Below are 16,633 nucleotides of genomic sequence, written 5' to 3' on the forward strand. Positions count from 1 at the left end.
AGTCTAGTCTATCTAAAAACGGTCAAGTCTGGAGTCGGGGTGCTGCGCTTACTTGGTGGCCAGGCCAACGCGGGTGATGCCCATCTTCTTCGCTTCCGAAATCAGCTGGATCACGTCGTCGTACTTGCTGTCCTTGTCGCCCGCGATCATCACGGGGTATTCCGGATTGGTGTCGTGCAAGCCGCGCAGCTTGCGCAGCAGGGCGTCGCGGTTCGGTTCCGTTTCCGGCGCCAGCTGGTCCTTGCCGATCAGGCCGATCGACAGCGAACCATTCGGCTTCAGGACGATCTGAATATAGTCATCGGGCGGTTTCGCCGTCTTTTCCGCATTGGGCAGGTTCACCACGCTGGGGTTGTTTGACGACGGCATCACCATGAAAATGATCAGCAGCACCAGCATCACGTCGATGTACGGCACGACGTTGATTTCCGACTTGAACTTGCGGCCACGGCCACCGCGCATGCCGCCACTATTGAATGAGGAACCCATGGGCAGTGCTCCCTCTTAGCGCGACTGGCGCTGCAAGATGTTCGAGAATTCCTCGACGAAGCTTTCGAAGCGGATCGCCAGGCGGTCGATGTCGTGCGAAAAACGGTTGTAGGCGACGACGGCGGGAATCGCCGCGAACAGGCCGATGGCGGTGGCGATCAGTGCTTCCGCAATGCCGGGCGCGACGGCGGCCAGGGTGGCTTGCTGCACGTTGGCCAGGCCGCGGAACGCGTTCATGATGCCCCACACGGTACCCAGCAAGCCGATGTATGGCGAGACGGAGCCGACGGAAGCGAGGAAGGCCAGGTGCGATTCGAGCGCATCCATTTCGCGCTGGAAGGCGGCGCGCATGGCGCGGCGGGCGCCGTCGAGCACGGCGCCGACGTCCAGCGCTTCGCGCGAACCGTAGGACGCCTTGCCCTTGATGAATTCGCCCATGCCGGCATCGAAGATGCGGGCCAGCGCGCCGCTCTGGTCGCGGTTGCCGCTGGCGCTCTGGTGCAGCGCATGCAGGTTGCCGCCGGCCCAGAAACTGCGTTCAAATTCGATGGTCTGCTTGCGCGCCTGGCGCACGGCAAACATCTTGCGGAAGATATAGGTCCAGCTGGTCAGGGAAATCAGCAACAACAGGGCCATGATCAATTGCACGATCAGGTGGGCATTGGAGATGAGCGCGAGGAAAGAAAGATCTTGTGTAACGTTCATTGGCAGGCAGTCTGTTGGGTGAATTGTCCGGGGTGGCGGGTGGGGCTCAGGCGGCGCGCATGCGGGCCGCGACTGCATCAGGCACGGCGCGCGGGCGCAGTGCCGAATCGACGCAGCCGATCTTGACGCGGGCCGTGTTGAGCAGGCTGTCACCGCACCAGGCTTGTTGCAGGAAAACGATGGAGGCGCGCCCCATTTTTTCTATGCTCAGGGTTAATCTTAACGTGTCATCGAGCCTGGCTGGCGCATGATAGTCGGCGTTGACGCTTTTGACAACGAACAATGCGTCGTGCTGTTGCAGCAATTCCTGCTGGCCCACATCGATGGCGCGCAGCCATTCGGTGCGCGCGCGCTCGAAGAATTTCAGGTAGTTCGCGTAATAGACGATGCCGCCGGCGTCGGTGTCTTCATAGTAGACACGTACGTTCCAGGTAAAGACTGAAGGCATGTTTATTGCGCCAGTAGTGAGATTGAGCAACATTTTACGCGATTTTTCTTGTTGTGACTGTGGGCGCTTGCTGGAAAGCCATGTAAAAGCAGCATGCAAGTTGCACCGCAGCATTGTAGATCCGGGGTGCGCATTGGCAAGCTTCGTAACATACGCTTACACGCCCTGGCTAGGTTTAAGTTCAGCTTAAGAACTGGCGCATCTGCCCCGGGCATGGCCCGTGGCGCGCCCGGGCGTTGGCGGCGCGCGGCGATTATAGCCGCACAGCTGCATTCCTTGCTCAATTTGGGCACTTAACTTACAATTTGATTTCCATTACGTCTCACGTGACTGGCGAAAAGTCGGCGATCTGCCTGGAAGGCGATCGGCAAACCGGCGAAAGGTGGGCACCCACCGGGAAACGTGAGATTTTTCATCAGCCGTTCGCCTGGGTAGCCACTATGGAAATGCACGAAGAGGCTGCCTGTCAAATGTTGTTATTCACTTAACGCCGGCTCCCCTCATTCGATCCAACCTGCCAGTACAAGCACCCTCATACTTGGAGTTTTTACATGTTTGCAAAAGATCACAACCTCGCCAACGTCGATCCAGAACTGTTCGCCGTCATTCAAAAAGAAAATACGCGCCAGCACGACCATATCGAACTGATCGCCTCGGAGAACTACACGTCGCCAGCCGTAATGGAAGCGCAAGGCTCGCAGCTGACGAATAAATATGCGGAAGGCTATCCAGGCAAGCGCTACTACGGTGGCTGCGAATACGTGGACGTCGCCGAGCAATTGGCCATCGACCGTGTAAAACAGCTGTTCGGCGCCGAGTGCGCCAACGTGCAGCCGAACTCCGGCTCGCAGGCCAACCAGGGCGTCTTTTTCGCCATGTTGAAACCAGGCGACCTGATCATGGGTATGTCGCTGGCCGAAGGCGGCCACCTGACCCATGGCATGCCGCTGAACATGTCCGGCAAGTGGTTTGACGTCGTGTCGTACGGCTTGACGGCCGAAGAAGACATCGACTACGAAGCCATGGAACGCCTGGCCCGCGAGCGCAAGCCAAAACTGATCATCGCCGGCGCCTCCGCGTTCTCGAAAAAGATCGACTTCGAGCGTTTCAGCAAGATCGCCAAGGAAGTGGGCGCCTACTTCATGGTTGACATGGCCCATTACGCCGGCCTGATCGCCGCCGGCCTGTACCCGAATCCCGTGCCATTCGCCGACTTCGTCACCTCCACCACGCACAAATCGCTGCGCGGCCCGCGCGGCGGCATCATCCTGATGAAGGCCGAACACGAAAAAGCCATCAATTCGGCCATCTTCCCTGGCATCCAGGGCGGCCCGCTGATGCACGTGATCGCCGGCAAGGCCGTCGCCTTCAAGGAAGCGCTGAGCCCGGAGTTCGTCGAATACCAGAAGCAAGTGATCAAGAACGCCGACGTGCTGGCAAAAACGCTGATCAAGCGCGGCCTGCGCATCGTTTCCGGCGGCACCGAATCGCACGTCATGCTGGTCGACCTGCGCGCCAAGAACCTGACGGGCAAGGAAGCCGAAGCCATCCTCGGTTCCGCGCATATCACCTGCAACAAGAACGGCATCCCGAACGACCCGCAAAAACCGTTCGTCACCTCGGGCATCCGCCTGGGCAGCCCGGCGATGACGACGCGCGGTTTCAAGGAAGCCCAAGCGGAAGAAGTGGGCAACCTGATCGCCGACGTGCTGGATAACCCGCATGATGCCGCCACCATCGAGCGCGTCAAGGCGGCCGTGAAAGTGCTGGCCGACGCGCACCCTGTGTACGCTGCTTAAGAGCCTGTTCCGGTAAAGGAATACATCCGCAGCAGACAGCCCCTCGGAAGCGGGTACTGCGTTGCTCGTCGTAGCATGGCCCGCCATGCGTCCTCCTCGCGCCTTGTCCGCGCGACCGATGAGTAATCTGCTGCAGACGCTCCTTACCGGAATAGTCTCTAATTATTTGTCCAGAATGTGTCATACGGAGTAAGATTCTGTATGACACATTCCAGTCGTGCCCAAGGGCGCCCGGAGTGATCCAGGCGCTTTTTATTTAACAACACCCGACCAAGACCCTCGCCAGCGGAAGGGAAGGTGGCCAGGAAGCGCCAGCGTGCGAAGGTACGGACGCCGAGCCGGTGAGCATCGCAGGCCGCGTGTGCCGACGCGCAGCAGGCGTTGACAGCTGTTCCAAGGCGGCGATTTCCGTAATCATTACTATAAAGTTCTATCCAGCCCATGAAATGTCCATTCTGCCAGCACGGCGACACCCAGGTTCTCGATACGCGCGTATCGGAGGAAGGGGATGCCATCCGGCGCCGGCGCCGCTGCAGCAAATGCGACAAGCGTTTCACCACCTACGAGCGCATTGAACTTATCATGCCGGCCGTCGTCAAAAAGAATGGCAGCCGGACGGAGTTCGCTGCGGATAAGTTGCGCGGCAGTTTGATGCTGGCCTTGCGCAAGCGCCCCGTCGCGGCCGCCTCCGTGGATACGGCTATCGCTTCCATCCAGGAAAAACTGCTGACGAGCGGCTTGCGCGAAGTCGATTCCGGCTATATCGGCGAACTCGTCATGCAGGAACTCAAGCGCCTCGACAAGATCGCGTATATCCGCTTTGCATCCGTGTACAAGAATTTCGAGGACCTGGCCGAATTCCAGGATGCGATTGCCGAAGTGGGACAGGCGCGCAAGCCCTGATGCCGTTGCAATGGCGGGGTGGATCGTTCGTCCCGTTTGTTCGTTCGGCCCGCACGCGCTGTTCCTGTTGTCTGTTGCTCGTTGCTGTCTTCACCACGCCGGCGTTGGCCTGGCAAGCCGACTGATCAATTACCGCGCCGTTTTTTTCCCCATATCGCCGTGCTGTTTGCGCTAGCGCAGAGCGGGGGCGGTGCGCGCGCCTATCTTGTAGCTGGGCCGCCTGTTCCTGCGACTCTTTCTGCGGAAGGGAGCTTCTCATGCGCAATGGTGGTCGCGCTCATCATTTGTCCGGTGGCAGCAGCCTGGTCGAGGTACTGGTGTCGCTGCTGCTGTTGGCGCTGGGCCTGCTGGGCGCCAGCATCCTGCAACTGACCTCCCTGCGCGCGCGCCACGAATCGGCGCTGTTGTCGGCGGGCGCGCAGCTGGCCGCCGGCATGGCCGAGCGCATGCGCGCCAACGCTACGCTCATGTACGGCCCCGATGCGGGCAACCCTTACCTGGGACTCTCGTATGCCGCATCGCCGGATGGCGCCGCGCCTGGCGGCGCGCCGGCCTGCTTCGGCGCCGCCGCCTGCAGTGCTGCGCAGCTGGCGCAATTCGATATCGCCGAATGGAAACAGCAGCTGCATGCCGCCTTGCCTGGCGCCCGCGTGCAGGTCTGCCGTGACGCGCAGGCGTGGGATGGCGCGGCGCAAGGTCTGCACTGGAGCTGCAGCGGCAGCAAGGGCGCGCCCATCGTCATCAAGCTCGGCTGGCGCGGCCGCCAGCCCGATGGCCAGCCGGCCGTGAATGGGGCGGGCGAATCGCTGCCCAGGGTGGTCTTGCAGCTGGGCGGAGGTGGTGCGTGAGCACCGCACGGCGTCGTGGCATGAGTCTGGTCGAACTGCTGGTGGCCTTGTCCCTGGGCGCCATGCTCATGCTCGCTGCCAGCGCCGTATTGCTGGCGGCCAGCGGCAGCTATGCCGGCCAGTCCGCCGGCGCGCGCCTGGACGACAACGGCCGCTATGCGCTCGACACCATCGCGCGGGCCGTGCGCCAGACGGCGTACGTGAACTGGGACAGCAGCGCTGCGCCGCTGTTTCAAGCCGACTATGACAGCGCGAATATCGCCGGCCTCGACGCGCACGGCCTGGGCAAGAACAGCGAGGGCATCAGCCAGCCATTGCCCGATGCCATGCACGGCAGCGACGTGCTGGCCTTGCGCTACGACGGCGCCGGCGATGAGGCGGGCGGCGACGGCTCCGTCCTCAATTGCGCCGGCTTCGGCGTGGGCGCCGCGCACTCGGAGGCGCAGCGGGGCTGGAGTATTTTCTATGTAGCGCAGGGTGCCGATGGCGACGGGGAATTACGCTGCAAATACCGTGGCGCCAACGGCTGGGGCGCGGACGCCATCATCCGCGGCGTCGATACGTTCCAGGTGCTGTACGGCCTTGACACGGATACCCCGCCCGATGGCGTGGCCAACCAGTATGTGAATGCCAGCGTGCTCGATGCGGCTGACGCGGCGCTGCTGCTGGCGGGCGAAACGGCGGCGGAGCGCCAGCGCGACTTCCACCGCCGCACGCACTGGAAGCGCATCGCCGGCGTGCGCGTGGCCCTGTTGCTGCATGGCGAGACCGGCGCGGCGGACAAGCTCGACGACATGGGGCCGGCGCAGTTCGACTTGTTCGGCAAGGACTATGCGGAAGCGTCCGGCGCCAGCGATCCGGGCGTGCATCTTGCGCGCACGGCTTTTCCTGCATCGCAGCAGGGACGGCGGCGGCAGCTGATCCAGACCAGCATCCTGCTGCGCAACGGGGCGGGATAGCCGATGGGGCCCGGGGCCAGCGGTGGCGGCATGCCGGTGTTCACGAAGGGCGCCACCCTCGTGTACGTGCTGTGCTTGCTGATCGTCATCTTGCTGCTGGGCGTGTCGGCCGCGCAGATGGCCTTGCAGGGAGAAAAGGCGGCACGTGGCGAGCGTGACCGGCATGTCGCGTTCCAGGCGGCGGAGGAAGCATTGACGGATGCGCAAAACGATATCGAGGGCCTGCCCGGCGCGCCTGGGCGCAGCAGCCTGTTCGCGCCCGGCAGCGCGGCCGGCTTCACGGCCGGTTGCGGCGATGGCGCCAGTGGCGAACTGGGTCTGTGCCTGCCTGCGGCCCCGGGCACGCCGGCGTTATGGCTGAGCATGGATCTCGATGCTGCAGACGCGGCCAGCGGAGCCGGCGTCAGCCGCTCGGTGCCGTACGGCCAGTTGACGGGCGCGCTCATGCAGACGGGCCAGGGCTTTCTGCCGGCGCGCCCGCCCCGCTACATCATCGAACTGCTGCCGTTTCACCCGCCCGGCGCAGAGGCGGGGGCGGCGCTTGGCAGCCTTGCAACGGAAAACTATGTGTACCGCATCACGGCCATCGGATTTGGCGCGCAGGAAAGTACGCAAGTGGTGCTGCAAAGCTATTACCGCAAGCAGGCGGCAGGGGCGGGGCCGTGATGGCGCCGTGCATCGTCCGGCAGCGGCTTGGCCGCGCATGGCTGCTGCTGGCGGTCCTGTGCAGCGGCGCCGCCACTGCCGCCGCGCCCACGGTGGACCTGGCGCGCGCCGATGTGGGCTTGCAGGGCGCGCGAGTGCCGCCGAATTTGCTGCTCAATCTGTCGCTCACGCATGCGGCCGCCGCCGCGGCCCATGGCGGCGAGTATGCGCCGCAGCGCGAGTACGCCGGCTATTTTCACGCTGGCATGTGCTATGGCTACCCGTATCGCAGCAAGGATGGCGCCATGCTGCCGGACTTGCGCGTAGCGACCGCTTACTTCTCCGTGTCGAAACGGGCCGATGCGCTGCATGGTTGTGGCGGTGACAGTTTCAGCGGCAATTTTTTGAACTGGGCCAGCGCCAGCATGCTCGACATCGTCCGCTATGCCCTGACGGGGGGAGACCGCGTCATCGACGACGTGCACAAGACCGTGTTGCAGCGCGCGTATCTGCCCGACGGCGGCGCCGGCCCGGATTTCTTTGCCCATCCCATGTACTTCCCGCGCAAGGTCCTGCACGAAGGCGTGGCGGCCGCGACACCCTTCAGCGTGGCGCAGCTGGCCATCGTTTCCTGCCGCAACCGCCTGCTGTTTGGCAATGCTGCCTTGCCCTTGGAGGGCAGTTGCGACGCTCCCGCTGCCGCCGGCAAGCACGGCGTATTCCTGGCCCGCGTGCGCGTCTGCGACACGGAGGAAGGGCCGTTGCGCGCCGACTTGTGCCTGGCGTACGGCAAGAATTACAAGCCGGTGGGCGTCATCCAGCGTCATGGCGGCAGGGTGCGCGTGGGCGTGTTTGGCCGCCTGAACGCCCCGTCATCTGGCGCCGGTGCCGTATATGGCGGCGTGCTGCGCGCGCCACTGGCGCATGCAGGACGGCAGCGCTGGACGGCGCCCGATTTCCTGCCGCAAGACAATGCTGATGCCGAGTGGAATCCCGCAAATGGCATCCATGCGGCGCATGGCGGCGGGGTGATCGCTTACATCAACGGCCTGGGGCGCGGCAATGCCGAGCCTCCCGGCGCCTATGCGGGGGCGGCGCCGGTGGCCGAACTGTTGTATGAATCCTTGCGCTACCTGCAGGGCCGGCAAGCCAGCGCCGCAATGTCCGCGGCCACGGCGCCTCCCGTCATCGATGACGGCTTGCCGGTCGTGCACCCGTGGGTAGACCCGCAAGTGGCCAGCTGCCAGCGCCACGTGGTCGTCACCTTGGGCGACGCGGGCATGGCGGGCGACCGTTACGTGCCGGGAAATATCCCCGCACATCCGAACTCCGCCGGGAGCAATGACAGTGCGCGCGCCGTTGACGCTTTTTCTTCCCCGGCGCTCGATGCGATGGCCTGGACGCGCGCGGTGGGGCAGCTGGAAAGTGACGGTGGCCAGGGCAATCCCGCGCCGCAGCCTGAACTGGCGGGGCTGGAGTGGCTGGCCGATGGGGCGGGCGGCGCCAGCTACCATGCGGCAGGGCTGGCGTACTGGTCGCATGTCAAGGCGCTGCGTCCTGGCGGCAAGGCCGGCAGTACTGGCGCGGCAACGTCGGAAGCGGCACTGACGCATTACGCGGGCGACTTGCGCACGGTTGATCCTGCTGCCGGGCCCGTCTCCACGCCCTTGCTGCTGGCGGCCAAGTATGGCGGCTTTGCCGATGCGAATGGCGACGCCAACCCCCACAAGAGCGGCACGGGCGACGCGTATGTGGAGTGGCGTGGCGGACGCTGGCCCAGCCACTATTTGCCCGGCAGCGATCCAGCCGCCCTGATCGCCGGCCTGCGCGCCGCGTTCGTGGCGGCGGACCAGGGCGCAGGAACGGCGGCACTGCCAGGCCCCGCGCTGATGGCGTTGGCCAGCGGCACGGAAGAAGCGTACTGGTTTCAGACGCAGCTGCGCCTGGCGGACGGCGGCATGCGCGTGTCGCGCAGCGCATTCGCGCTCGGCGGTGATGGCGGCCCGATGGCGGGCAAGACTCTGTGGCGGGCGGGGGAGCTGCAAGAGGCGGGGCCGGGCGATGCGCCCGCAGCCTTGCGCCCCGTGTACACGCTCGATGGCCAGGGGGCATTGACGCCGCTGGCGTGGCAGCATCTGGATGCAGCGCAGCGCGCCCTGTTCGACGGCGGCAACGACGGCCAGGGCGAGCGGCGCCTGGATTATTTGCTGGGAAATCGCAGCCGTGAAGTGGGCCAGCCAGGCGGCGACTTGCGGCGCCGCACCGGCAGTCTGGGTGCGGCGCCGCATGGCAATCTCGTGCATGTGGGCGCGCCGGGGCTGGGCATGCCGGGCGCCGGCTATGGCGTGCACCGCAAGCTGCTGCAGCAGCGGCGCAAAATGCTGTACCTGGGCGCCAATGATGGCTTGCTGCACGCCTTCGATGCGCGCACGGGCAAGGAATGGTTTGCGTATCTGCCGCGGGCGCTGCTAGGCGCCGCGGCGGCCACGGCGAGTACTCACTACAGTCCCGGCCCCGTGCTGGACGGCGCCGCCGCCACGGCGGAAGTGCTGGCGCTGGGGCGCTGGAAGACGGTGCTGGCGTCCGGCATGGGCGGCGGCGCGCAGGGCGTGTTTGCGCTCGACATCACCGACCCGGCCCGCTTCGCGCAAGACGGGGCCCTGTGGGAATTTACGGACCGCGACGATAAGCTGATCGGCAACGTGCGCGCGCCGCCGGGCTTTGCCCGCATCAACATGGGCGGCAAAGAGGGCGCCCTGGCCTACCGCGACTTCGCCGTGGTCAGCAGTGGTTACAACAACCATGCTGACGATGGCAAGGAAACGACTGCCCCCGCTTCCGCCGCCGCCATCTTTCTCTTGGCGCTGGACAAGCCCCCTGGAACGCCTTGGCTATTGGGCAGCAATTATTTCCGTTTGAAAGTGCCCGTGACCGGCGGCGGCAATGATGGCGGCCATGATGCCGGCACGGATGCTGGTGCGCCGGCCGTTTCTCATGCGCTGGGACCGCCTGCCCTGGTGCCGGGCGATGATGGCGCGCTGGCCTTCCTGTATGCGGGCGATTTGCAGGGCAATATCTGGCGTGTCGACATGGCTGGCGGCCCGCCCTGGAAGGATGGCGCAGGGCGCAAGCTGGTCTTTGTCGCGCGCGATGCGCAGGGACGCCGCCAGCCCGTGACGCAGCAAGTCAAGGTGGCGTATGCGCCGGGAGGCGGCTATCTGCTGCTGTTTGGCACGGGCAAGCTGGCGGAAGCCTCGGATGCCTGGCCCGGCGCCTTCCTGTCGCAGGCGTTTTATGCCGTCCACGATGACTTGCAGGAGCAATCGCCCACGCGCAGCCGCGCCGACCTGGAGCCGCGCCATCTGGCCGACGCAGTGGGCGGCGTGAGCGTGGACGGCGCCGAAGTGCGCTATACGGGCAGCGACGCCCGGCGCGGCTGGTATGCCGATTTCATCCATGCCGCGCTGACGGGCGAGCGCAGCGTGAACAGCCCCGTGCTGGCGGGCGGCAAGGTGATCTTCAATACCGTCTTGCCGGGGCGCGATCCATGTGCGCGGCCTGCCACGCGCGTGTATGCGCTCGACGTGCTGAATGGCTTTGCCGCCGATGGCGCGGGCTTGCTGCAACCGGGTGCGGTCACGGGCAGCTTGCTCGACGGCCTGGCGCGCGCGCCGCCGCTGGTGCTGGAGCTGGACAGCAGCGTGGGCGCCGTCACGGCGGCGGGACGCGCAGAGGGCCGCAAGCAACTGGCCGTGCTGCAGCCCGGCTTGCCGGGCACGGTGAACGAGGCGAGCGGGGCGCTCAAGACGGTCAAGATCGTCAGTGCGCCGTTGCCAGCCCGGCGCATCAGCTGGCGCGAAGTGGCGAACTGGAGAGAGTTGCACGAGGCGGCCAAGAAAAAAAAGCCGTGAATGGCACGGGCGATGCGCAAGGCGCGCAGACAGTCGCGCGGGGCGCTGGCCGCGCGCGCTGGCGAGGCGGGAGGAGGCATGGGGATAGCTGCACGGTGGAAGGGGCATGGTGAACCCATACCGGGTGCAAGGGGGCGCGTGGCTCGGCGCGCGCCACCCTGGCTGACGTCGTTGCGGCGCCGTGCGCCAGGATGCGCTGGCACGCCGGGCTTCAGCCTGATCGAACTGCTGGCCGCGCTGGTGATTGTCAGCCTGCTGCTGGCGCTGGCCATGCCCGCTTATCACGGCCATGTCGTGCGGGCCAAGCGGGTGCAGGGACAAGCGGCCCTGCTGCGCCTGATGCAGCAGCAGGAGCGCTATTACACGCAGAACAACCGTTACCTGGCGTATTCCTCGGCATCGCCGGCGTCCCAGTCGCAGCAATTTCCGTGGTGGTCAGGCGAAGGACCAGTCTCCAGCGCGGCCAGTAGCGCGTATGAAATCGAGGCGCTGGCCTGTGCGGAATCGACGCTGGCGCAATGCGTGCTGCTGCGCGCCTTGCCTGGCACTGCCAAGGTAGATGCGCGGTTTCACGACGTCGAATGCGGCGTCTTGTCCTTGAGCAGCACAGGCCAGCGCGGCAGCAGCGGTCCTGGCAGCCATTGCTGGCCTCATTGATGCACGCTGCCATGGCCTTCATGACCGACAGCGCCTATGCCAACGCCAGCGCCAACGCCATGGCCATGGCCATGATTCGCCTGGCCTGGAAAAGCGCCCGGCGCCTGCCCGCGTGCGTCAACGGCGGCAAGGCGCAGGCATGCGGACGGCCATGCCGGGCAGGCCATGCCTTGCTGGAAATGCTGGCCATGGCATTGGACATGATTAGCCTGGCTCGGAAAGGTGCAGGGCGCCGGCACGCGTGCGGCAACGGCGGCAAGGTGCGGGCGTGCCGGCGGCCGAGCCGCACGGGCCATACCCTGCTGGAACTGCTGGCCGTCTTGTCCATCGCGGCGCTGCTGATGGCTGCTGCCTTGCCCAGCCTGCAGCAAATGCTGGCCCGCCAGCAAGTGCGCGCGGCGGCGACGGACTTGTTTTCTGCCATCGAGCTGACGCGGGCGCAGGCGATGGCCCGGGGCCAGCGCGTGCTGCTGATGCCGGCCGGACCGGGCGGCATGGACTGGCGCGCTGGCTGGCTGGTTTTCGTCGACCGCAATGCCAGCCTGGCCTTCGATGATGGCGACGAATTGCTGTTCCGCCAGGGACCGCTGGCGGCGGGCATCACTGTCCAGTTCGCTTTCTCGTCCGCCACGGCTCCCTTGTATATCGCCTACAATGGCGCGGGACGCAGTTGCAGCGCCACCAACAGCCTGGCGGCCCGCTGGGGCACCTTGTCCCTGGTATTGGGAAAACAGCTGCGGCATATTAAAATCAACATGCTGGGCAGGGTGCGCGTATGCGATCCGCAGCAGCAGGCGGCCAATTGCAGCGGCGTGGCCGACAGTTCCTGACAAGATTGAGCCATTCTTTACCCATCACTCACCTTCAAGCAAAGACGCCCGTGGAAATACTTAACGATATCGATGGCATGCGCCTGGCGCTGGAATGGGCGGCGCGCGGTTTATACACGACTTCGCCGAATCCCCGCATCGGCTGCGTGATCGTCAAGGACGGCCAGGTGATCGGCGCCGGCGTGACGCAGGCGGCGGGGCAGGATCATGCCGAGGTGCAAGCGCTGGCGAATGCGGCTGCGCGCGGCAACGACGTGCGCGGCGCCACGGCCTATGTCACCCTGGAGCCGTGCAACCACCATGGCCGCACGCCGCCGTGCTCGGATGCGCTCGTGCGCGCCGGGCTGGGGCGTGTCGTGGCCGCAATGATGGACCCGAATCCGCTGGTGGCGGGGCAGGGGCTGGCCAAGCTGGAAGCGGCCGGCATCGCCGTCACCACGGGCGTGCTGGCGGACGAAGCCCATGAAATGAATATCGGCTTTTTTTCGCGCATGCAGCGCGGCAAGCCGTGGGTGCGCATGAAAACGGCGGCCAGCCTGGATGGCATGACGGCCTTGCACAATGGCCAGAGCCAGTGGATCACGGGGCCGCAAGCGCGCGCCGACGGCCACGCCTGGCGCGCCCGTGCCTGCGCCATCCTGACGGGCATCGGCACCGTCACGGCCGATGACCCGCAATTGAACGTGCGCGCCGTCGACACGCCGCGCCAGCCGCGCCGCATCGTCATCGACAGCCGCCTCGACATCAGCCTCGACGCGCGCATCTTGCAAGGCGGCGGCACGTGGATCGTCGCCGCCGTCGCCAATCCGGAGAAGGAAGCGCAGCTGCGGGCGCTGGGCGCCGAAATCATCGTGCTGCCGAACGCGGCCGGCAAGGTCGACCTGGCCGCGCTGATGCTGGAGCTGGGGCGCCGGCAAATCAATGAAGTCCATGTCGAGGCCGGTTCCAAGCTGAACGGCTCGCTGATCCGCGAAGGCTGCGTCGATGAATTGCTGGTCTACCTGGCGCCCACTTTGCTGGGCGACGCGCAAGGCATGTTTGCCTTGCCTGCATTGACGGACCTGAAACAGCAACGCACGCTGCAATTTCACCAGGTTCAGCAGGTGGGCGAAGATTTGCGTATCCTTGCAAGGTTCGTCCGGCGCAGCGAGTCGCCCAACGTATAGCCCAACGTATATCCCAACGCATAACTTCATGCATTTTTTATAGGTATAGCTCCATGTTTACAGGAATTGTTGCCGCCATTGGCAAGATTGAAACCGTGCAACCGCTCGAAGGCGGCCTCGATGCAGGCGTGCGCCTGACGATCCACGCGGGAGGTTTGCCGCTGGCCGACGTGGCCCTGGGCGATTCGATCGCCATCAATGGCGCCTGCATGACGGTGGTGGAAAAGTCGGACACGGGCTTTGCCGTCGATGTCTCGCGTGAAAGCCTCAACTGCACCGTGGGCCTCGATACCCCTACGGAAGTGAACCTGGAAAAAGCCCTGACCCTGGCAGAGCGCCTGGGCGGCCACCTGGTGTCCGGCCACGTCGATGGCCTGGGCACCGTGCGCAAGTTCGAAGCCGTGGGCGAGTCGTGGGAACTGGTCATCGAAGCGCCGCGCGAGCTGGCGAAATACCTGGCATTCAAAGGGTCTGTCGTCGTCAATGGCGTGTCCCTGACCGTGAACCGCGTGGAAGACCTGGGCGCCGGCGCCATGCATGGCTGCCGTTTCTCGATCAACCTGATTCCGCACACGATCGCCATGACGACCTTGAAACATTTGACGGTTGATGGCAAGGTCAACCTGGAGATCGACCTGATCGCCCGCTATGTCGAGCGCATGCTGTCGCTGGATAAACAAGCGTAAGCAGCCTGCCCCTGCATGCAAGGTGCAGGGGCGGCAAGCCCGGGCCCGGCTTGGCTGGTGCTCGCCCGGCGGTGCCGCCTGGCGCCAAGCGTGTGTTGCTTTTCCGGCAGACGCGCATACTATGAAGCTTTCCGCAGTGAAGGAAAGCCATGGACCCGATTTCGCGCGCCACCCTGCCTAATATCATACCGGCAAGCCCACGTGTGGGCGAAACGGCGCCGCTGGCGCCAGCCACGGCCGTGCCCGCTTCCGGCACGGCGGCCGTCAATCCCATCCTCTCTTCCACGCAGGTCGATATCTCTCCCCTGGGACAGTTTCTCTCTGGCGTGGCCTTGTCGCGCCGGCAATTGCTGGCCTTGCAGGGCGCCACGGAACAGGCCGGCGCGGCCAATACGCCCGTGAATGTCAACGATGACTTGCTGGCGCTGGCGCGGCAATTGACGGAATCGTTTGCCCAGCTGCAGACCAGCGGCATCGATGCGAGCCAGCTGGCGACGGCTGGCGAGACGCCGGGCAGCCTGGCGCAGCGCTACGATTTGCTGTCGGGCGACGGCACGACGGGCGCTGCGGCGGCGCTGGCGCAAGACGGCAATCTGCTCACGCAAGCGGGGCTGGCGCGCATCGGCATCGACTTGCGCAATGAAGATGTAAATGCGGCCACACTGCAGGCGGCATACGCGGCCGACCGCAACGGTACTTTGGATGCTTTGCAGCAAGGAACGGACGTGCTGGCGCAGGTAGGCGCCGTGCTGGCCCAGCGGCAGGGTGCCCCGGTCGCGTCTGTCGTGGCAGCCGACCTGAATGGAGAAGCTGCGACGGCCAGCGCCGTTGCCGGGGGGCAAGCGGTGGCACAGGCGGCGTTGCCAAGCGCCAGCTCCGTGAACGAGCCGGCCCAGGCGCCGCTGGATGCCCTGGAGCAGCGGCAGCTGGAAGTGCGGCAACAGATGGAAACGGAAGAGCTGAGCCAGGACTTGCAGGACGTGCGGCAGGCGGCGCAGGACGCGGCCGGACTGCCATCGGCCACGGCCGTCCGCGATCAGCTGGCGCAGGCCGGCGCTGTGCCAGCCCAGCAAGTTCAGCAGGCTCAGCAAGATCAACGAGCTCAACAAAGCCAGCAAACCGAACAAACCCAACAGGCTCAGCAAGCCCAGCAAGCCCAGCAAGCCCAGCAAGCCCAGCAAGCCCAGCAAGCCCAGCAGACTCAGCAGACCCAGCAGACCCAGCAGACCCAGCAGACCCAGCAGGCGCAACAAGCGCAACAAGCCCAGCAGGCCCAGCAAGCTCAACAGGCCCAGCAAACCCAGCAAACCAACGCCAGCCTGCAGCGCCAGCCAGCGCTGCAAGCCGATAGCGGCCAGGACCGGCTGCAGGCGCAGCGCGATGACAGCGCGCGCATCGATGCCCAGCGCGTTGACGCGCAGCGTATCGAAGGCGATCGCCAGGCCGGGCAGCAGGATGCGGTGCGCGTGGAGGAGCTGCGCCAGGACGAGTTGCGGCAAGCGCAGTTGCAGCAGTCGCAACTGCAGGAGCAGGCGCAAGTGGCGGCGGACGAGGCGGCGCGGGCGCAGTTGGCCGCCAGCGATGCGCAACTGGCCGCGCAGGCGGCGTCCGAACGGGCGCAGGCGCTGGCGCGCACGGAGCAATTGCAGGCCGATCAGGGCCTGGCGGCGACGGCGCAAGCTCAGCTGGCGCAGCAAAATGCGCTGGCGCAAGAGCTGGCCGCGCAAAACGCGGGCATGGCCGTGCCGCCGCCGTCGTCGCAAGACCCGTCCGTGGCGGCAGCCATCGCCGCCTATAACCTGAACAATGCGGCTCTGAATCCCGGCCTGATAAACCGGCAACTATCGGCCAGCGACCTGCAAAAGCCGCTGGTGACGCCGGTCGCCCCCGTGGAACCCGTCAAACCCGTGAACAAGATTCAGGGTGGCGGAGTTTAGGGCAGCAAGGTGGCATCCAGGGTAATATTGGCTTTTAGTAATTTCGATACGGGGCAGCCGGCCTTGGCCTTGCCCGTCAATTCCTCGAATTTGGCCTGGTCGGCGCCGGGAATCTTGGCTTTCAGGGTCAGATGGACGGCCGTGATGGCAAAGCCGTCATCGACCTTGTCCAGGGTCACTTCAGCCTTCGTTTCCATCTTTTGCGCCGTCAGGCCCGCTTCGCCGAGGATCAGCGACAGGGCCATGGTAAAGCAGCCCGCGTGCGCGGCGCCGATCAGCTCTTCGGGATTGGTGCCGGGCTTGCCTTCGAAGCGGCTGGCAAAGCCGTAGGGATATTCCTGCAAGGCGCCGCTGCGGGTGCTGATGGCGCCCTTGCCATCCTTGATGCCGCCTGACCAGATGGCCGATCCGTTGGTTTTCATGCTGCCGCTCCTGTGTGGGGATAATGCGAAACATAAGAAAGCGCCAGCCGTGGCGGGAGCCGCGGGGCGCAAGGGACAAGTCAGCGCACTGACCCGCTCATCTTATGCTTTTCGCCAGGCTGGCGGCGCGCGTCTTGCCTGCGCCGTGTGCGCTGGATCAGGGAATGGGCGCTTTGCCGGGCCGGCCGCGGCATCCGTGCCGCAAAGCTGTCTTATTTCAGGTCTGCA

At 65.3% G+C, this 16,633-nt stretch carries 15 protein-coding genes and 1 riboswitch; of the genes, 11 read left to right on the forward strand and 4 right to left on the reverse strand.

Annotated features, from left to right (window positions below; genetic code table 11):
* Positions 1-48: 48 nt before the first annotated feature.
* Genes ACZ92H_RS26700 through ybgC form a run of 3 tightly spaced genes read right to left on the reverse strand, consistent with a single transcriptional unit; the run spans position 49 to position 1,642 of the window.
* Positions 49-489 (reverse strand): ExbD/TolR family protein, encoded by a 441-nt coding sequence (locus tag ACZ92H_RS26700; RefSeq protein WP_314629710.1) that lies wholly within the window; start codon positions 487-489, stop codon positions 49-51.
* Between the two features lie 15 nt (positions 490-504).
* On the reverse strand, positions 505-1,194 hold the full coding sequence (gene tolQ / locus ACZ92H_RS26705; RefSeq protein ID WP_131378902.1) for a protein TolQ: 690 nt from the start codon (positions 1,192-1,194) through the stop codon (positions 505-507).
* A gap of 46 nt (positions 1,195-1,240) precedes the next feature.
* Positions 1,241-1,642, reverse strand: a complete 402-nt coding sequence (ybgC, locus tag ACZ92H_RS26710; RefSeq protein ID WP_131378981.1) for a tol-pal system-associated acyl-CoA thioesterase — start codon at positions 1,640-1,642, stop codon at positions 1,241-1,243.
* Positions 1,643-1,958: 316 nt separating this feature from the next.
* A riboswitch (ZMP/ZTP riboswitch) is annotated at positions 1,959-2,082 on the forward strand.
* A 111-nt stretch (positions 2,083-2,193) separates the two neighbouring features.
* Here ybgC and glyA point away from each other — a divergent pair.
* From glyA to ACZ92H_RS26765, 11 genes are all read left to right on the forward strand, one after another.
* Positions 2,194-3,441: a serine hydroxymethyltransferase gene (gene glyA / locus ACZ92H_RS26715; RefSeq protein WP_034786580.1), complete on the forward strand. Its 1,248-nt coding sequence runs from the start codon at positions 2,194-2,196 to the stop codon at positions 3,439-3,441.
* A gap of 441 nt (positions 3,442-3,882) precedes the next feature.
* Complete coding sequence (gene nrdR / locus ACZ92H_RS26720) at positions 3,883-4,344, forward strand: transcriptional regulator NrdR (protein ID WP_071324704.1); 462 nt, start codon at positions 3,883-3,885, stop codon at positions 4,342-4,344.
* A gap of 257 nt (positions 4,345-4,601) precedes the next feature.
* Positions 4,602-5,192, forward strand: a complete 591-nt coding sequence (gene pilV / locus ACZ92H_RS26725; RefSeq protein ID WP_465051609.1) for a type IV pilus modification protein PilV — start codon at positions 4,602-4,604, stop codon at positions 5,190-5,192.
* On the forward strand, positions 5,189-6,151 hold the full coding sequence (locus ACZ92H_RS26730; RefSeq protein ID WP_465051607.1) for a PilW family protein: 963 nt from the start codon (positions 5,189-5,191) through the stop codon (positions 6,149-6,151). Before pilV ends, ACZ92H_RS26730 begins: the two co-directional genes overlap by 4 nt.
* A 30-nt stretch (positions 6,152-6,181) precedes the next feature.
* Entirely contained in the window at positions 6,182-6,817 is a 636-nt protein-coding gene (locus ACZ92H_RS26735; protein ID WP_465051606.1) for a pilus assembly PilX family protein, read from the forward strand.
* Positions 6,814-10,707: a hypothetical protein gene (locus ACZ92H_RS26740; RefSeq protein WP_465051604.1), complete on the forward strand. Its 3,894-nt coding sequence runs from the start codon at positions 6,814-6,816 to the stop codon at positions 10,705-10,707. The genes ACZ92H_RS26735 and ACZ92H_RS26740 overlap by 4 nt, the downstream gene beginning before the upstream one ends.
* A gap of 171 nt (positions 10,708-10,878) precedes the next feature.
* Entirely contained in the window at positions 10,879-11,364 is a 486-nt protein-coding gene (locus tag ACZ92H_RS26745) for a type IV pilin protein (protein ID WP_465052383.1), read from the forward strand.
* A gap of 11 nt (positions 11,365-11,375) precedes the next feature.
* Positions 11,376-12,194: a GspH/FimT family pseudopilin gene (locus tag ACZ92H_RS26750; protein ID WP_465051602.1), complete on the forward strand. Its 819-nt coding sequence runs from the start codon at positions 11,376-11,378 to the stop codon at positions 12,192-12,194.
* A gap of 77 nt (positions 12,195-12,271) precedes the next feature.
* Entirely contained in the window at positions 12,272-13,360 is a 1,089-nt protein-coding gene (gene ribD, locus ACZ92H_RS26755; protein WP_465051677.1) for a bifunctional diaminohydroxyphosphoribosylaminopyrimidine deaminase/5-amino-6-(5-phosphoribosylamino)uracil reductase RibD, read from the forward strand.
* A gap of 53 nt (positions 13,361-13,413) precedes the next feature.
* Positions 13,414-14,046, forward strand: coding sequence for a riboflavin synthase (locus ACZ92H_RS26760; protein ID WP_131378897.1), 633 nt, complete (start codon positions 13,414-13,416; stop codon positions 14,044-14,046).
* A 149-nt stretch (positions 14,047-14,195) separates the two neighbouring features.
* Entirely contained in the window at positions 14,196-15,983 is a 1,788-nt protein-coding gene (locus ACZ92H_RS26765; protein WP_465051600.1) for a hypothetical protein, read from the forward strand.
* Here the strand turns inward: ACZ92H_RS26765 and ACZ92H_RS26770 are convergent.
* Positions 15,980-16,405: an OsmC family protein gene (locus tag ACZ92H_RS26770; protein ID WP_465051598.1), complete on the reverse strand. Its 426-nt coding sequence runs from the start codon at positions 16,403-16,405 to the stop codon at positions 15,980-15,982. The genes ACZ92H_RS26765 and ACZ92H_RS26770 overlap by 4 nt on opposite strands.
* Positions 16,406-16,633 lie beyond the last annotated feature (228 nt).

The sequence above is a fragment of the Janthinobacterium foliorum genome, assembly GCF_978021625.1.

Bases quoted from the DNA above. Each gene is read 5' to 3' on its own strand.
- ACZ92H_RS26700 (WP_314629710.1), bottom strand. From the start codon at position 489: ATGGGTTCCTCATTCAATAGTGGCGGCATGCGCGGTGGCCGTGGCCGC.
- tolQ (WP_131378902.1), bottom strand. From the start codon at position 1,194: ATGAACGTTACACAAGATCTTTCTTTCCTCGCGCTCATCTCCAATGCC.
- ybgC (WP_131378981.1), bottom strand. From the start codon at position 1,642: ATGCCTTCAGTCTTTACCTGGAACGTACGTGTCTACTATGAAGACACC.
- glyA (WP_034786580.1), top strand. From the start codon at position 2,194: ATGTTTGCAAAAGATCACAACCTCGCCAACGTCGATCCAGAACTGTTC.
- nrdR (WP_071324704.1), top strand. From the start codon at position 3,883: ATGAAATGTCCATTCTGCCAGCACGGCGACACCCAGGTTCTCGATACG.
- pilV (WP_465051609.1), top strand. From the start codon at position 4,602: ATGCGCAATGGTGGTCGCGCTCATCATTTGTCCGGTGGCAGCAGCCTG.
- ACZ92H_RS26735 (WP_465051606.1), top strand. From the start codon at position 6,182: ATGCCGGTGTTCACGAAGGGCGCCACCCTCGTGTACGTGCTGTGCTTG.
- ACZ92H_RS26750 (WP_465051602.1), top strand. From the start codon at position 11,376: ATGGCCTTCATGACCGACAGCGCCTATGCCAACGCCAGCGCCAACGCC.
- ribD (WP_465051677.1), top strand. From the start codon at position 12,272: ATGCGCCTGGCGCTGGAATGGGCGGCGCGCGGTTTATACACGACTTCG.
- ACZ92H_RS26760 (WP_131378897.1), top strand. From the start codon at position 13,414: ATGTTTACAGGAATTGTTGCCGCCATTGGCAAGATTGAAACCGTGCAA.
- ACZ92H_RS26765 (WP_465051600.1), top strand. From the start codon at position 14,196: ATGGACCCGATTTCGCGCGCCACCCTGCCTAATATCATACCGGCAAGC.
- ACZ92H_RS26770 (WP_465051598.1), bottom strand. From the start codon at position 16,405: ATGAAAACCAACGGATCGGCCATCTGGTCAGGCGGCATCAAGGATGGC.